The following is a 14,566-nucleotide window of genomic DNA, read 5'->3' on the forward strand; positions in this document are numbered from 1 at the left end:
GATTGCGCCGACATCGCCTGTTTTTGCCTGCCGGTATCACAGAAGTTTAATGTTATGTAAATTACGCGCGTAATCGAGCCAGGATGCTTCTTTTTAAACGATAAGTTGGGTAATTTGGCCGCTCTCCCGCAAGTTCGAGAGCATAACAATGAAAATGGTCCGTCTGTTTGCCGTAGCTGGGGCACTGATCGTGCTCGTTTACTTCCTTACACATACCTGAAATGGGGTCATCTCTGAATTTGACAGTAATACCCTAAAAAAACGGCGCCCTGAGGCGCCGTTTTTTGTTTGTTGACCTATCAGCGGCCGAACAAATCGCGGCGGCGTGGGCGAACAAATTGCGCGATCAGCACAATCAGCGCCACCAGCAGATAGGCGCCGAAGATGCCCACCAGCCACTGTGGCATTTCCAGGGTCAGGAACTGCCATTGACGCACGGAACAGTCACCGGAAGCGTGGAACACCGCCGGCAGCCATTTATCCAGCGGCAGCCAGGACGGGAAGCTGACGAAGAAATCGCAGGTATTGAACGGCGAGGGGTGCAGTTGGATCATGGTGTGCTTCCACGCCAGCTGTACGCCTTCCCAGGCGCTGTAGATCCACAGCAAGATCGCCGCGTAGCGCAGCGGGGTTTTCGGCGCGATAGCGCCCACCAGCGAGGCGCCGAGGATGCCGAACAGCGCGCAACGCTCGTAAATACACATGACGCAGGGCTGCAGCAGCATGACGTGCTGGAAATAGAGCGCGACCAGTTCCAACACCAACGCTGTTAGGGCCATCAGCAGCCAGGCACCGCGTCCTTGTGAACAGCGGTTAAAGAATTGCAACATATCTAGATTCTTCCATGCAGTAAGCAATTGAACCGGCAGTGTAAACCAATTCCCCCTCGCTGCCAGCCACCTGGGCCGGTTTCAGCGTAAAAATAGTCGGTTTACCCTGCCGGCGCCGCATCAGTGGCCGATGGCGTCGACAGGCGGTAGCGTCAGCCAGTGCCACTGTGTCAACAGTTCGGTCGCCGGCTCCAGCGTGAACTGTACGCACAGCAGGCCGACCACGGTCAATACGATCGTATAAGGCAGGGCCATCCACACCATGCGGCCATACGACAGACGCACCAGCGGCGCCAAGGCCGACGTCAAAAGGAACAGGAACGCCGCCTGGCCGTTAGGGGTCGCGACCGAAGGCAGGTTGGTGCCGGTATTGATGGCGACCGCCAGCAGTTCGAACTGTTTCAGCGCAATGGCGCCGGTTTCCAGCGCGGTGCGCGCTTCGTTGATGTAAACCGTGCCGACGAACACGTTGTCGGAAACCGACGACAGCAGACCGTTGAACAGGTAGAACAGCGAAAGCTGAGAGGCGGGCTCGGCGCGCAGCACAAACTGGATCACCGGGCTGAACAGGTGCTGTTCGATGATCACGGCCACCACGGTGAAAAACACCGTCAGTAGGGCGGTGAACGGCAGCGCTTCCTGGAACGCTTTGCCGATGGCGTGTTCATCGTTCACGCCGCACAGCGAGGTGGCGAGAATGATGACCGACAGGCCGATCAACCCGACCTCGGCCAGGTGGAAGGCCAGCGCCAGCACCAGCCAAACGCCGATCAGCGCCTGCATCACCAGCTTGAGGCGTTCTTGCTTGCTGCGGCCCGCGGTGGCCTTGCGGTCATACTCTTTCAGCACCTCGCGCACAGCGTCCGGCAACTGCACGCCGTAGCCAAACAGACGAAAACGCTCTACCAGCCAGCAGACCAGCAGGCCGCATGCCAGCACCGGCAAAGTGACCGGCGCCATCCGCAGGAAGAAGTCGATAAAGCCCCAGCCCGCGCTTTTGGCGATGATCAGGTTCTGCGGCTCGCCCACCATGGTCATGACTCCGCCGAGCGCGGTACCGACGCCGGCGTGCATCAGCAGGCTGCGCAGAAAGGCGCGGAATTGCTCCAGCGTTTGCTTGCGCTCTTCGCCGGTGAAATCGCTGTCATCGCCGATGTCGCCGTCAGAGCGGTTCGACGTCACATTGTGATAGATGGAATAGAACCCCGTGGCGACGCTGATCACCACCGCCACGACCGTCAGCGCATCGAGGAAGGCGGAAAGGAAGGCGGCCGCCAGGCAGAACGCCAGCGACAGCAGCGTTTTCGAGCGGATATTGAGCAGCAGCTTGGTGAACACGAACAGCAGCAGTTGCTTCATAAAATAGATGCCGGCCACCATAAAGACCAGCAAAAGCAGCACGTCCAGATTATGTTCGATTTCCTGCGAAACCTGCGTCGGGCTGGTCATGCCGATGGCCACGGCCTCCAACGCCAGCAGGCCGCCCGGCAGCAACGGGTAGCACTTCAACGCCATCGCCAAAGTAAAGATGAACTCGATCACCAACAGCCAACCCGCGAGAAACGGGCTGGCGAAAAAGAACACCAGCGGGTTGATCGCCAGGAAAATGAGAATGGTCAGTTTGTACCAGTCGGGAGATTGCCCCAGGAAGTTTTTGAGCAGGGCGCTGCGCAGGGTTGTTTCCATTGTCCTTTATGCATCCTTAAATCAGTCGTAGCACGTACCCTAACAATGCGGCGGGGGCGGGCGCAACCGGAGCTTGTTTTACGGCGGCAAATTTCTCAGGGCCGGTGTTTTTGCGCGTTTTTTGCCACTTTATGCACACTTTCGTTTATTGTTTTTCGCTCACGCTATGTCATGTCTGTGTGATCTGGTATGATGAGCTGATTACTTTTACTGATTTTATCGTCGCAACGGAACGTCAAACACATGGTCATAAAGGCGCAGAGTCCTGCCGGTTTCGCGGAAGAGTACATTATTGAGAGTATTTGGAATAATCGCTTCCCCCCTGGCTCTATTTTGCCCGCGGAGCGTGAGCTTTCGGAGTTGATTGGCGTCACGCGCACCACGTTACGTGAAGTGTTGCAACGTCTTGCCCGCGATGGCTGGTTGACCATTCAGCATGGTAAACCGACCAAAGTGAACAATTTCTGGGAAACGTCCGGCCTCAATATCCTTGAGACCGTGGCTCGTCTCGATCACAAAAGCGTCCCGCAGCTGATCGATAACCTGTTGTCCGTGCGTACCAATATCGCGTCGATCTTTATTCGCGCTGCGGTGCGCAATCATCCTGATCAGGCGCAGGAAGTGCTGGCGAAAGCCGCCGAGGTGGAAGATCAGGCGGATGCCTTCAATGTCCTGGACTATGAGATCTTCCGTGGTCTGGCGTTCGCTTCCGGCAACCCGATCTATGGCCTGATTTTCAACGGCCTGAAAGGGCTGTACACCCGCGTGGGCCGTTACTACTTCTCCAACCCGGAAGCGCGCAAGCTGGCGCTGACCTTCTACAGCAAGCTGTCTACGCTTTGCCATGAGAAGCTGTACGACCAGGTGATGGACACCGTGCGCAACTACGGTAAAGAGAGCGGGGCGATTTGGCAGAGCATGCAGGGCACCATGCCGAGCGATCTGACCGAAGCGCGCCGCTGATGCCGTGCGAATGACATAGTAAGGGCGCCGTGTTGGCGCCCTTTGTCGTTATGGCGGTTACAGCGGTGTAGGCCGCGGCGGGCAGCGGTCGAGCAATTCCACGCTGCCGTCTTCGTTTTGCTGCTCGAGGATCACGTCGAAGCCCCACAGGCGATGCAGGTGCTTCAACACGTCGCGGCGGCTCTTATCAAGCGGCGCGCGCTCCTGCGGGATGTAGCGCAGCGTCAGCGAACGGTCGCCGCGCAGGTCTACGTTCCAGATCTGAATGTTCGGCTCGTGGTTGCTCAGATTGTATTGAGCCGACAGCTCCTGGCGGATTGCCCGGTAGCCCGCTTCGTTATGGATCGCGGCAATTTCCAGGTAGTTGTTGCGATCATCGTCCAGCACGGTAAACAAGCGGAAGTCGCGCATCACTTTGGGCGACAGGAACTGGCTGATAAAGCTCTCATCCTTAAAGTCGCGCATGGCGAAGTGCAACGTGTCCAACCAGTCTTTACCGGCGATGTCCGGGAACCAGTAGCGATCTTCCTCGGTCGGCGATTGGCAGATGCGCTTGATGTCCTGGAACATGGCGAAGCCCAGCGCGTACGGGTTGATGCCGTTATAGTACGGGCTGTTGTACGGCGGCTGATAAACCACGTTGGTGTGGCTATGCAAAAACTCCAGCATGAACCGCTCGGTCACCCGGCCTTCGTCGTAAAGATGGTTAAGGATGGTGTAGTGCCAGAAGGTCGCCCACCCCTCGTTCATTACCTGGGTCTGTTTTTGCGGGTAGAAATATTGGCTGATTTTGCGCACGATGCGCAGCACCTCACGCTGCCACGGTTCCAGCAGCGGTGCATTCTTCTCGATAAAATAGAGGATATTTTCCTGCGGTTCGCTCGGATATCGGCGCGCCTGTTCAGGCGACTCTTCGCGCTCGACGCGTGGCAGGGTCTTCCACAGCGTATTCACCTGGCTTTGCAGATACTCTTCGCGGCTTTTCTGGCGCGCTTTTTCTTCCACCAAAGAGATTTTTTGCGGGCGTTTGTACCTGTCGACCCCGTAGTTCATCAGTGCATGGCAGGAGTCCAGTAGCCGTTCCACTTCTTCGACGCCATAGCGTTCTTCGCACTGGCTGATGTAGTGGCGAGCAAACAGCAGGTAATCGACGATGGAGCTGGCGTCGGTCCAACTGCGGAACAGGTAGTTATTCTTGAAGAACGAGTTGTGGCCATAGCAGGCGTGCGCCATCACCAGCGCCTGCATGGTGATGGTGTTCTCCTCCATCAGGTAGGCGATGCAGGGATTGGAGTTGATGACGATTTCATACGCCAGCCCTTGCTGGCCCTGTTTGTAGCGCTGCTCGGTTTCGATGAATTTTTTGCCGAAGGACCAATGGGTATAGTTGATTGGCATGCCGACGCTCGAATAGGCGTCCATCATCTGTTCTGAGGTGATCACCTCGATCTGATGGGGGTAGGTGTCGAGCCGGTAATGCTTGGCGATGCGATCGATCTGCTCCAAATACACCTGCAGCAGTTCGAACGTCCAGTCCGGTCCATCGCTCAGACGTTTATCATCCTTAACCTTGTCATGTGTTGAAGTAGTCATCAGCGCACCCTCATTATTCACGGGCCTTGCTCAAACGGCAGACCCTGTAACAAGCATAGTTCAAGTCATAATTAACCATTGCAAATCAGTGAAATAAAAATGCCGGTACGCAAAGGGGCGAACGGCGGTCGATCCGGCGCCCGTCCCGGCAGAAGGCGGTGCAACACCGCGCATCTTCTCCGAGTATAGCCCTGCGGCAGGGGCGTGCAACACATTGCCTGCTGTGCGACAGGGATTGATAATTGTTATGTTATATTGTAACTTTTCATTTTTCTCAATAACGGACAAGGAGCGCGTTTTGACGAGGCATTTGGGCAAATTGGCAGTGGCGCTGGCGGCGCTGTTCATCAGTGGGCAAACGTTGGCTCACGGGCATCATTCACATGGCAAGCCGCTGACGGAAGTGGAAAAAAAGGCGGAGGGAGGCGTGTTCGACGATAAGGACGTCAAAGATCGCGACCTGGCTGATTGGGAGGGCGTATGGCAATCCGTGTATCCGTATCTGATCAATGGGGATCTTGACCCGGTGTTCAAGAAGAAAGCGGCACAGGATAAGAGCAAAACCTTCGCAGAGGTGAAGGCGTATTACCGCAAAGGTTACGCCACCGATGTGGATACCATTGGCATTGAGAACGGTGTCATGGAATTTCACCGTGGCGACCAATCCAGCGCCTGTCAGTACAAGTACGCCGGGCATAAGATCCTGACGTATGTCTCCGGTAAGAAAGGCGTGCGTTATCTGTTCGAGTGCCAGGATGCCGACAGCCAGGCGCCGAAATTCGTACAGTTCAGCGATCACATTATCGGGCCGCGCAAATCGGCGCATTTCCATATCTTTATGGGCAACACGTCGCAGGAGGCGTTGCTGAAAGAGATGGATAACTGGCCGACCTACTACCCGTTCCAGCTGCAGACCAAAGAAGTCGTGGACGAGATGCTGCATCATTGATGCTTCTCCCTTCTGCAACCACAAGCCCGCACGCGTGGGCTTGTGGTCAGTCGAACGGACTGCTTTGCAGGCAATCGTCCGTGACGTCCATTTCAAATAGCGTTTCATCCGCCAATAAAGTGGCGCGCATGCGATCCCGAGCCGCTCGGTACCGTTCATCCAACTGAATATCACCGGCGTTTTCCCATGCCGAGCGGCTTGGCCACTGCGCATAGCCGATATATTTGCCGTTCATCTCCCGATGCAGGCGCGAGCCCAGGCTGCCGCGTTGCTGATAGATGCCCTGCGTCAATTCAAGCCAGGCCTGGCGAAAAGCGTGTTCGTGTTCGGTTTTGACTGAGAACTGATAGAGAGCGATGAACATGCGAGGTTCTCCTGAATAGCGACAGTATGAACTCTGGGTGCGGCTGAGGGCTTGAACGTTCATATCGTGCTGCAGCGAAAACAAGCTGGCGCTACAGTGAGCGTCGCTTTATTCCAACAGTAAAAACAAGGCTATTAAGGGCTGAAAATTTACGCGATTTTTCTGCTGCAGCGGGTGGTGCCGTTATTTGCCAGTTGTTTTGGTATTTTTTGCTTTTGTGGTTTTTTATTCTATTTATAGGTTGGCTGGTATTTTTATATTCTGTTAAATCAATGTTGCTTATCACGCCAATTTTCCATGCCATCAATGATAGCAATGCTAGCGAATCAGAGGTGACCTCGCGCCATAAACCCCCTTAAACCGTATCTTATCGCTATTTTCTGGCGGCTATTGCAAATGCGCGGGCCATCGACGATAAATTAATTGTGAATATTGTCACGTTTGATGACGAAGTTGTTGGACGGATTTTTTCACTGAGTTAATTTCCTGTTAGCAGAAGATTGTGCTTTGTGAAGCCTTGGGCTGGAGTCAGCGATGCGAGTGGTAATTTTAGGTAGTGGAGTGGTGGGCGTAGCCAGTGCCTGGTATTTGGCGAAGGCCGGGCATGAGGTGACGGTGATCGATCGTCAGCCCGGCCCGGCACTGGAAACCAGCGCGGCGAACGCCGGGCAGATTTCACCGGGCTATGCCGCTCCCTGGGCGGCGCCGGGCGTGCCGCTGAAGGCCATTAAGTGGATGTTCCAACGCCATGCGCCGCTGGCGATCCGTCTCGACGGCAGCAGCTTCCAGCTGAACTGGATGTGGCAGATGCTGAAAAACTGCAACACCGAACACTACATGACCAACAAAGGCCGCATGGTGCGCCTGGCGGAATACAGCCGCGACTGCATCAAGGCGCTGCGGCAGGAAACCGGCATCCAGTACGAAGGCCGTCAGGGCGGCACGCTGCAGCTGTTCCGCACCCAACAACAGTTCGAAAACGCCGCGAAAGATATTGCGGTATTGGAAGATGCCGGGGTGCCTTACCGATTGCTGGAAGCCGGCCAACTCGGCAGCGTTGAGCCGGCGCTGGCGCAGGTGGCGCACAAGCTGACCGGCGGCCTGCAGTTGCCGAACGACGAAACCGGCGATTGCCAACTGTTTACGCAACAGTTGGCGAAGATGGCTGAGCAGGCGGGCGTGACCTTCCTGTTCAACCGCAGCGTCGACCGTCTGTTGGTGGAGGGGGACAAGATCGCCGGCGTACAGTGCGGCGAGGAAGTGTTCAAGGCCGATGGCTACGTGGTGGCGTTCGGTTCGTACTCCACGGCGCTGCTGCGCGGCCTGGTGTCTATTCCGGTTTACCCGCTGAAGGGCTATTCGCTGACGATCCCTATCGTCGATGAGGCGGCGGCGCCATTCTCTACGGTACTGGATGAGACGTATAAAATCGCCATCACGCGCTTCGACCAGCGCATTCGCGTCGGCGGCATGGCGGAGATCGTCGGTTTCAATACTCAGCTGGAGCAAAAGCGGCGAGAAACGCTGGAGATGGTGGTACGCGATCTCTACCCGAACGGCGGCAGAGTGGAAGACGCGACGTTCTGGACCGGGCTGCGCCCGATGACGCCGGACGGCACGCCGATCGTCGGCCGCACCTCGTTGAAAAACCTGTACCTCAACACCGGGCATGGCACGCTCGGCTGGACCATGGCCTGCGGTTCCGGGCAGTTGTTGTCCGATCTGATGTCCGGCATTACGCCGGCGATCCCTTCCGATGACCTGGCGGTGGCGCGTTACAGCGCCGGATTTCGCCAGCAACACGCGGTTCCGCTGAACGACGTGCATCCCGCACGTTAATCGTCGACGCTGTCATAGACTTTTTCGGCCACGCGCAGGCGCGCGTGGCCGCTGTACGCTGCCCCAAGGAGAAGCGATGCCCCGTCCGATAACCGCCACGATGCATCTCGGCGCAATTGAAAACAACCTGCAGGTGGTGCGCCGTTTCGCCCCCGGCGCCAAAGTCTGGGCGGTGGTCAAGGCCAACGCCTATGGCCACGGCATCAAGCACGTTTGGCGCAGCATGGCGCAAACCGACGGCTTCGCCATGCTGGATCTGGCCGAAGCGGTGTTGCTGCGTGAGTCCGGTTGGCAGGGGCCTATCCTGTTGTTGGAAGGCTTTTTCCAGCGGCAGGATCTGGCCTTGCTCGATCGTTATCGCCTGACGACGGCGGTGCACAGCGACTGGCAACTGGCGGCGATCGCCGACGCGAAGCTGAACGCGCCGCTTGATGTCTATCTGAAAGTGAACAGCGGCATGAATCGGCTGGGGTTTGCGCCCGAGCGCCTGCATGAGGTGTGGCGCAGGGCGCAGGCTGTCGCCAATATTGCCGAGCTTACGCTGATGAGTCACTTCGCCACCGCCGACGGGCCGGAAGGCGTAACTCAACAGATGGCCACCATCGAGGCGGCGGCTGCCGATGTACCGCTGCCGCGTTGCCTGGCCAACTCGGCCGCTACGCTGTGGCATCCTGCGACCCACGGCAGCTGGGTGCGCCCTGGGATCATTCTCTATGGCGCTTCGCCGAGCGGGTGCTGGAACGATATCGCATCGACGGGGTTGCAGCCGGCGATGACGCTGAGCAGCGAGATCATCGGCATTCAGCAGCTGAAGTCTGGCGATCGCGTGGGCTACGGTGGCCGTTACAGCGCCGCCGGCGCGCAGCGTATCGGCGTGGTGGCCTGCGGTTATGCCGACGGCTATCCGCGTCATGCGCCGACCGGAACGCCGGTATGGGTCGATGGCGTGCTGACGCGCACCCTGGGGACGGTATCGATGGATATGCTGGCGGTGGATTTGACGCCCTGTCCGCACGTTGAACTGGGCGCCGAGGTGGAGCTGTGGGGAAAACGCCTGCCGGTGGACGAGGTGGCCACGGCGGCAGGGACGTTAGGCTATGAACTGTTGTCGGCATTGGCGGCACGGGTGCCGGTCGTTACCGAAGCCTGAGCCGCGGCTCAGGCGACTTTTCTGATCTGTCCTTTAATCTGCTTGCTGAGCCGCCGCGCGTGCAGCGCCAGCAGGCAGCCCGCCAGCATGACCAAGGCCAGCGACAGCTTCGGTTGCAGCGGCAACGCCATCGCCACCAGACCCAGCGCGGCGCCGCCGGCCATCTGCACGAAACCGACCAGTGCGGACGCGACCCCGGCTTCATTGGAGTACGGTTCCAGCGCATAGCTGGTGGCCGGGCCCATCACGAACGCCAACCCGGCGCAGGCGCTGGCGACCGGCAGCATATACGCCAGCCAGTGCGCTTGCGCCGCCGCGGGAAGCCACATGACGCCCAGCAGCAGGCCCAGGCAACCCAGCCCCATCAAAATGCCGCCGGTCGCCAGACAAACCGGGCGACCGACCTTGTGGATGATGCGGTTAGCGAAGAAGCTGACCAACATGATCCAGAAGCCGTTGGCGCCGAACACCAACGAGAATTGCAGCGGAGTCAGGCCCGCGGTGCCCATCAGCACGTTAGGCGCCAGAGAAACGTAGGTCAGCGCCATGCCCATCGCCCCGGAGTTCACCACCGCAAAAGAGAGGAAACGCCGTTCGCTGAGGATGCGCGCGTATTGACGCACCGGCAGCCCTTTGACCGGCACGGTGTCGGCGGGGCGAGTTTCCGGCAGACGCAGCGCGATGAGCACCAACACCAGCAGCGCGTAACCGGCCAGGAACCAAAAGGGCGCGCGCCAGCCGAAGGCTTCGGCGAGCAGGCCGCCGAGCAGCGGCGCCAATGCCGGGATGATGTTCAGCGTGCCGTTGAGAAAGCCGAAGGCGCGGGCGGCGTCGTCGCCATTCAGCCGATCGCGCACGCCGCTGAAGGCGACGACGGCGGTGCAACAGACCGCAACCCCTTGCAACAGGCGCGACGCGATGAAGACCGTCGGGCTGGTGGCCAGCGCCGCCATTGCCGCGCCGATCGTGTAGAGAATAATGCCGGCCAGCGCCACCGGTTTGCGGCCATAGTTATCCACCAACGGACCGGCGATGATTTGACCGAGGCCGAGCACCAGAATAAACAGCGAAATGGTGGATTGGATCAGCGCTTCACTGCTGCCCAGGCCGACGGCGATGGCGGGAATGGTGGGCAGATAGAGATCGATGCCCAATGGGCCGAGCAGCACCAGGCTGAGAAGCAGAAACAGGAACTTTTGCATAGCAGGAAAGGCACGTCCGAGTGACAAAGAGGGCTAGAGTAGAGATTCTGGCGGCAAATGAAAAGGGGCAAAGCGGGTCAGCGCTGCGCTCCCGGGCGGAGATAAAGCGCCGAGACGGTATCGGCCACATAACGGGCCTGATGGCGGGCGTCATCCAACGCACGATGCGGCATGCCTTCGAACGGACGGGTCTTTTTCGGGTTAAAGCCGTGCAGTTCCGCCAGCGTGATCACCGTGCGCACATCCTGGGTATCCCAAAATTTCCACGGACAGGGCATCTCCAACTGCTGGAAGGCGTGTTCGAGGATCGCGCAGTCGAACTCTTTACCGTTGCCCCAGACCTTTACCGTATCGGTGCTGTTCATATGGATAAAACGGCTGAGACTGCTCAGCACGCGCTTGAGGCTCTCTGTGCCGCCGAAGGCGAGCTTGCGCGCTTCATCGGATTGTTTCGCCCACCAGGCAACCGTGTCCAGGCTTATGGTTCGCCCCGGCTGATCTTTCTGGCTGCTGACGGCGGCCTCGAATTCGGCGCCAAGTTCCCCGGTGCGGGGATCGAAAAACACCGCCGCGACCACCAAAATCACGGCGCTGGGTTTTATATCCAGGGTTTCAATGTCTAACATCAGATGGTGCATCGGCGTTTCCGGTGGTTGGCGTGGTGGCTTAATGTTACTACAGAACGTGCGCCGATGCGGCCAGTGCGCACATGAAATCCTTTTAAAGCGCCTCGTTCAGGTTATGATGCTGGAGATACTCTTGTCAGGTTGGTCGCTATCGGTGAGAACGCTTATCTTTATTTTGTGCATGGTTGGCTACTTGCTGCTGCTGGGCTACCTTAGCGTGTTCGTCACGGACAAGATCTGTGAGAAGGCAGGCAACTACACCAAAATATGCCGCATCGTAGACATTTCAGAGCCCCATATCCCCAGATAGCACCGCGCTTAGCCGAGATAATCGGTGGTGATCAGCGGGGTCAGGATCGCCGCCAGCGCCGCGAGCGTCGTCCATTGCCGCCAGCCTAGGCGAGCCAGCCAGTCATGCCGCTGTGGCGGCGTGGCCAGCTGCCCGACGGCCACGGTGCCGGTCAGCAGCAGCGTCAGAATCAGCAGCACCAGGCCACGGCTCACCAGCGTGAACTCAATGTGCAGCACATTGGCGTAATACAGGCGCATCAGGATAAAATAGCCCAACAAGATCCAGGCGAAAACGACGTTTTTCTTGAGCACCTGTTGCAACATCAGCGCGAGAAACAGGCTGTGAAACAGCGATAGCAGCGGGGCTTCGATCGGATGCCGAACGCAGACGTTGTAGACCGCCATGTAAATGTTGAAAACCAGCAGGATATAGATCACGTAAATATACCAGCCGTAGATCACTTTGAGTTTTTTGGCGCTCGGCGGCAGGGAGAGTGCGTCCGGTTTCATTAGGGCCTCCTGATGACGCCACGCAAACGCTGCAGTTGAAGGCGGCGCGTCGGCATCGTAATTTATAATCCACAGGGTATATATCACCCGAGCGCTAAATGAGAATTAAACGCTGAACCGGCTTTATTCCCGCGTTTGCGCGGAACTATTTTTGGCCCGCAGGGTCGATTGGCGAGCGATCGCCAGGCGATTCTCGCACTGAGATGAAGCAAGCAATACGCTGATATGAAAGATTATAAAAACACGCATGGCACCAGGCTGCTGATGATATTCACCCTGGCGTTTTACATCCTGTTGCCGCCTGTGCTGACCGCCTGCGTCTTCACCCGTTTCAATCTTAATCCCTTCGCGATCGTCAAATTCTTGCACTTTAATCCGTTCTTCGCCGATCGGGGCATACCCGGTTATCAGACTTTCCTCTACCTGCTGATGCTTTGGTTGGCGGGGAATATTTTACTGTGGCTGATGGTATGGGGCGCGGGGCGGCTGTACCGCCGTTGGCGATCGCTGCGCGGCGAATAGTCTACCCCAAGTAAAACGTTACGCGGGGAAATGGCCTTTCATTTAACAATGCGCCGTATCGTCACTTGTTTCGCCGGTGAGGGGGCAGCGTCGTCGGCTGACCCATTCCATTAGCACGGCTGTTTAAAAGCATCCGTGGCGGCACAGCCTGTTAGGGCGTTAGAACAGCGAAAACAGCAAGACGACCGGCAGACTCAACGGCCAGGTTAACCCGATGGTCAGCGCGCTGATGCAACGAATTTTGACGGTGTCCCTGCTTACCAGGTAGGTGAAAATCATTGAAACTAACAGACCAATAAAATAACAGTATTGCGTTGCAACCCACAGCGACGACATGAAACTCGATCCCAGTTGTATTTTTACGCGCGAATTTTAGGAGCTTGGCGGGCGATAATCAATGACCGAAGGCCGTTAATTCATGCCTTTATCCATAAGAATGCATAATTTATTTCTATAAAGAATGTAAGGTTATTAACGGCTTTATGTTTATTACGAAAAGAAATCAACAACATAGTTACCGGTAACATTTTAAGATTGTCAGCCTGATTTCAGGCGGGAACGGTGTGAAGAAGGAAAATAGTCATTCAGACGTCCGGAAACGCGACGAGGTTATCACTCATAAAGTTTATTGATGTTTTAGTGGGCGAGCAGACGAAGGCGAGATCGCGTTGCGCCGGCGAGCTTTGGGTTCTTTTTAGCTGTCGGCGGGCGAATGATGGGATAGAAACATGCGGGGAGAGGGGTTTTTAGCGCATCGTCCGGATGCGCTGCCGGTCAGCCAGGAAGGGGGGGTTGGTGTTGCTGTAGGTTTAATGAATGTTAAGACCGTAGACGAACAGCCACGAAAACAGCAGCGCCAGCAGGCATGTCATCAATACGATGGAGATCATTTCCTTCACAACTTCATTCCTTTTCCCGGTGAACCAAATTTACTTGTCTTTGTTTTTGCGTGGGATTTTAGATCGGTATGGGTAAAAATCCTAGTTTTAATCCCGTTTTTTGCACTGCCGCTACGGCGTACGCCGCCTCGGCAAGTCATGACGACGCCTGTAAATCGAGCGCCTTAACCCGTCGTAGCTATTGCCGAATGCCGCAGTGCTAACTATATAAATGGAGATCGCGCGACGTCGCCGGCTGCAAGGCGCGTCCCTGTAGGGCGGCTGTTGATCTGTCTACAGCGCCTCCAAATGAGATTAAGAGGTCGGCAATGAGCACAAAACCAACCATCGTGCTGGTGCACGGATTCTGGGGCGGCGCCGCGCACTGGAGTAAGGTGATTATCGAGTTGTCGCGCAGGGGCTATTCGGCGATTCACGCGGTGGAAATGCCGCTGACCTCACTGGCTGAGGATGCGGAACGGGCGCGCAAGATGGTCGCGCAGCAAGCGGGACCGGTATTGTTGGTGGGGCACTCTTACGGTGGCGCGGTGATCACGGAAATGGGCAACCAGCCTAACGTGGTCGGCCTGGTCTACATTGCCGCGTTTGCGCCGGATGCCGGTGAAAGCCCCGGTGGCATTACGCAAGCGCATCCTCCTGCGGCAGTCGCGAATCTGATTCCGGACAGCGACGGTTATCTGTGGATTAAGAACGACAAGTTTCACGAAAGCTTTTGCCAGGATCTTACCGCCGACGAGGCTCTGGTGATGGCGGCGACGCAGAAGGCGCCATTGGCCGATACCTTCGGCAATCCCCTCGGTGAGCCCGCCTGGAAACATAAACCGTCGTGGTATCAACTCTCCAGCGACGACCGCATGATAGCGCCGGAGAACCAACGGCGTATGGCGCAGCGGCTGCAGGCTAAGAAAGTGATGGTGCTGAAGGCCAGTCATGCCTCGCTGGTTTCCCATGCCGATGACGTGGCGGGATTGATTGACGAAGCGGCCGGTTCAAAATAAAACCCGGGCAGAAACGCGCTTCGGGCCAAAAAAGAGGCACTTTGCGGCAACGGAGTGCTTCGCTTCACATTAGGGATAAGCGCTGATATCGCTGCCGGAGTTTATTATTAACAGCATAATCAACACCACGACGGCGGCAATAAT

15 protein-coding genes are annotated in these 14,566 nt (G+C 57.1%); 6 read left to right on the top strand and 9 right to left on the bottom strand.

The features are described from left to right. Window positions 1-299: 299 nt before the first annotated feature. Window positions 300-830: a disulfide bond formation protein DsbB gene (gene dsbB, locus J9788_RS09695; RefSeq protein WP_004932277.1), complete on the bottom strand. Its 531-nt coding sequence runs from the start codon at window positions 828-830 to the stop codon at window positions 300-302. Window positions 831-950: 120 nt separating this feature from the next. Then, a complete protein-coding gene (gene nhaB / locus J9788_RS09700) occupies window positions 951-2,516 on the bottom strand; it encodes a sodium/proton antiporter NhaB (protein ID WP_182264320.1) in 1,566 nt (521 codons plus the stop codon). A gap of 243 nt (window positions 2,517-2,759) precedes the next feature. On the opposite strand from nhaB, the gene fadR reads away from it, so the two are divergent. Further along, on the top strand, window positions 2,760-3,479 hold the full coding sequence (fadR, locus tag J9788_RS09705) for a fatty acid metabolism transcriptional regulator FadR (RefSeq protein ID WP_182264321.1): 720 nt from the start codon (window positions 2,760-2,762) through the stop codon (window positions 3,477-3,479). A gap of 57 nt (window positions 3,480-3,536) precedes the next feature. On the opposite strand, the gene J9788_RS09710 is transcribed toward fadR, so the two are convergent. Further along, window positions 3,537-5,072, bottom strand: coding sequence for a SpoVR family protein (locus tag J9788_RS09710; protein WP_182264322.1), 1,536 nt, complete (start codon window positions 5,070-5,072; stop codon window positions 3,537-3,539). Window positions 5,073-5,370: 298 nt separating this feature from the next. On the opposite strand from J9788_RS09710, the gene zinT reads away from it, so the two are divergent. Beyond that, window positions 5,371-6,021: a metal-binding protein ZinT gene (zinT, locus tag J9788_RS09715; protein WP_033650955.1), complete on the top strand. Its 651-nt coding sequence runs from the start codon at window positions 5,371-5,373 to the stop codon at window positions 6,019-6,021. 46 nt (window positions 6,022-6,067) lie between these two features. On the opposite strand, the gene J9788_RS09720 is transcribed toward zinT, so the two are convergent. Together J9788_RS09720 and J9788_RS09725 are read right to left on the bottom strand one after the other, a co-directional pair. Next, the gene (locus J9788_RS09720) at window positions 6,068-6,385 is read right to left on the bottom strand and encodes an antibiotic biosynthesis monooxygenase (RefSeq protein WP_182264323.1); all 318 of its coding nucleotides are present in this window, start codon (window positions 6,383-6,385) and stop codon (window positions 6,068-6,070) included. A gap of 91 nt (window positions 6,386-6,476) precedes the next feature. Beyond that, window positions 6,477-6,671, bottom strand: a complete 195-nt coding sequence (locus J9788_RS09725) for a hypothetical protein (protein ID WP_182264324.1) — start codon at window positions 6,669-6,671, stop codon at window positions 6,477-6,479. A 248-nt stretch (window positions 6,672-6,919) separates the two neighbouring features. On the opposite strand from J9788_RS09725, the gene J9788_RS09730 reads away from it, so the two are divergent. After that, window positions 6,920-8,224, top strand: a complete 1,305-nt coding sequence (locus J9788_RS09730) for a D-amino acid dehydrogenase (protein ID WP_182264325.1) — start codon at window positions 6,920-6,922, stop codon at window positions 8,222-8,224. A gap of 76 nt (window positions 8,225-8,300) precedes the next feature. Beyond that, window positions 8,301-9,374, top strand: coding sequence for a catabolic alanine racemase DadX (gene dadX, locus J9788_RS09735; protein WP_182264326.1), 1,074 nt, complete (start codon window positions 8,301-8,303; stop codon window positions 9,372-9,374). A gap of 8 nt (window positions 9,375-9,382) precedes the next feature. Here dadX and J9788_RS09740 read toward each other — a convergent pair whose 3' ends face one another. The 3 genes from J9788_RS09740 to J9788_RS09750 all read right to left on the bottom strand — a co-directional run bounded on the left by J9788_RS09740 (window position 9,383) and on the right by J9788_RS09750 (window position 12,003). Continuing rightward, entirely contained in the window at window positions 9,383-10,576 is a 1,194-nt protein-coding gene (locus J9788_RS09740; RefSeq protein WP_182264327.1) for a multidrug effflux MFS transporter, read from the bottom strand. Window positions 10,577-10,653: 77 nt separating this feature from the next. Beyond that, entirely contained in the window at window positions 10,654-11,214 is a 561-nt protein-coding gene (locus tag J9788_RS09745; RefSeq protein WP_033643325.1) for a 3'-5' exonuclease, read from the bottom strand. Between the two features lie 306 nt (window positions 11,215-11,520). Then, a complete protein-coding gene (locus J9788_RS09750; protein ID WP_033643322.1) occupies window positions 11,521-12,003 on the bottom strand; it encodes a hypothetical protein in 483 nt (160 codons plus the stop codon). A gap of 225 nt (window positions 12,004-12,228) precedes the next feature. Between J9788_RS09750 and J9788_RS09755 the strand changes: the two genes are divergently transcribed. Beyond that, window positions 12,229-12,525, top strand: coding sequence for a hypothetical protein (locus tag J9788_RS09755; protein WP_046898896.1), 297 nt, complete (start codon window positions 12,229-12,231; stop codon window positions 12,523-12,525). Between the two features lie 159 nt (window positions 12,526-12,684). Here the strand turns inward: J9788_RS09755 and J9788_RS09760 are convergent, their stop codons facing one another. Next, window positions 12,685-12,861, bottom strand: coding sequence for a GhoT/OrtT family toxin (locus tag J9788_RS09760; RefSeq protein ID WP_033634815.1), 177 nt, complete (start codon window positions 12,859-12,861; stop codon window positions 12,685-12,687). 871 nt (window positions 12,862-13,732) lie between these two features. Here J9788_RS09760 and J9788_RS09765 point away from each other — a divergent pair. After that, window positions 13,733-14,422 (top strand): alpha/beta hydrolase, encoded by a 690-nt coding sequence (locus J9788_RS09765; RefSeq protein ID WP_033643320.1) that lies wholly within the window; start codon window positions 13,733-13,735, stop codon window positions 14,420-14,422. The last annotated feature ends 144 nt before the right edge of the window (window positions 14,423-14,566 follow it).

This window comes from Serratia sp. X10 (assembly GCF_017811775.1).
Lineage (GTDB): Bacteria > Pseudomonadota > Gammaproteobacteria > Enterobacterales > Enterobacteriaceae > Serratia > Serratia ureilytica.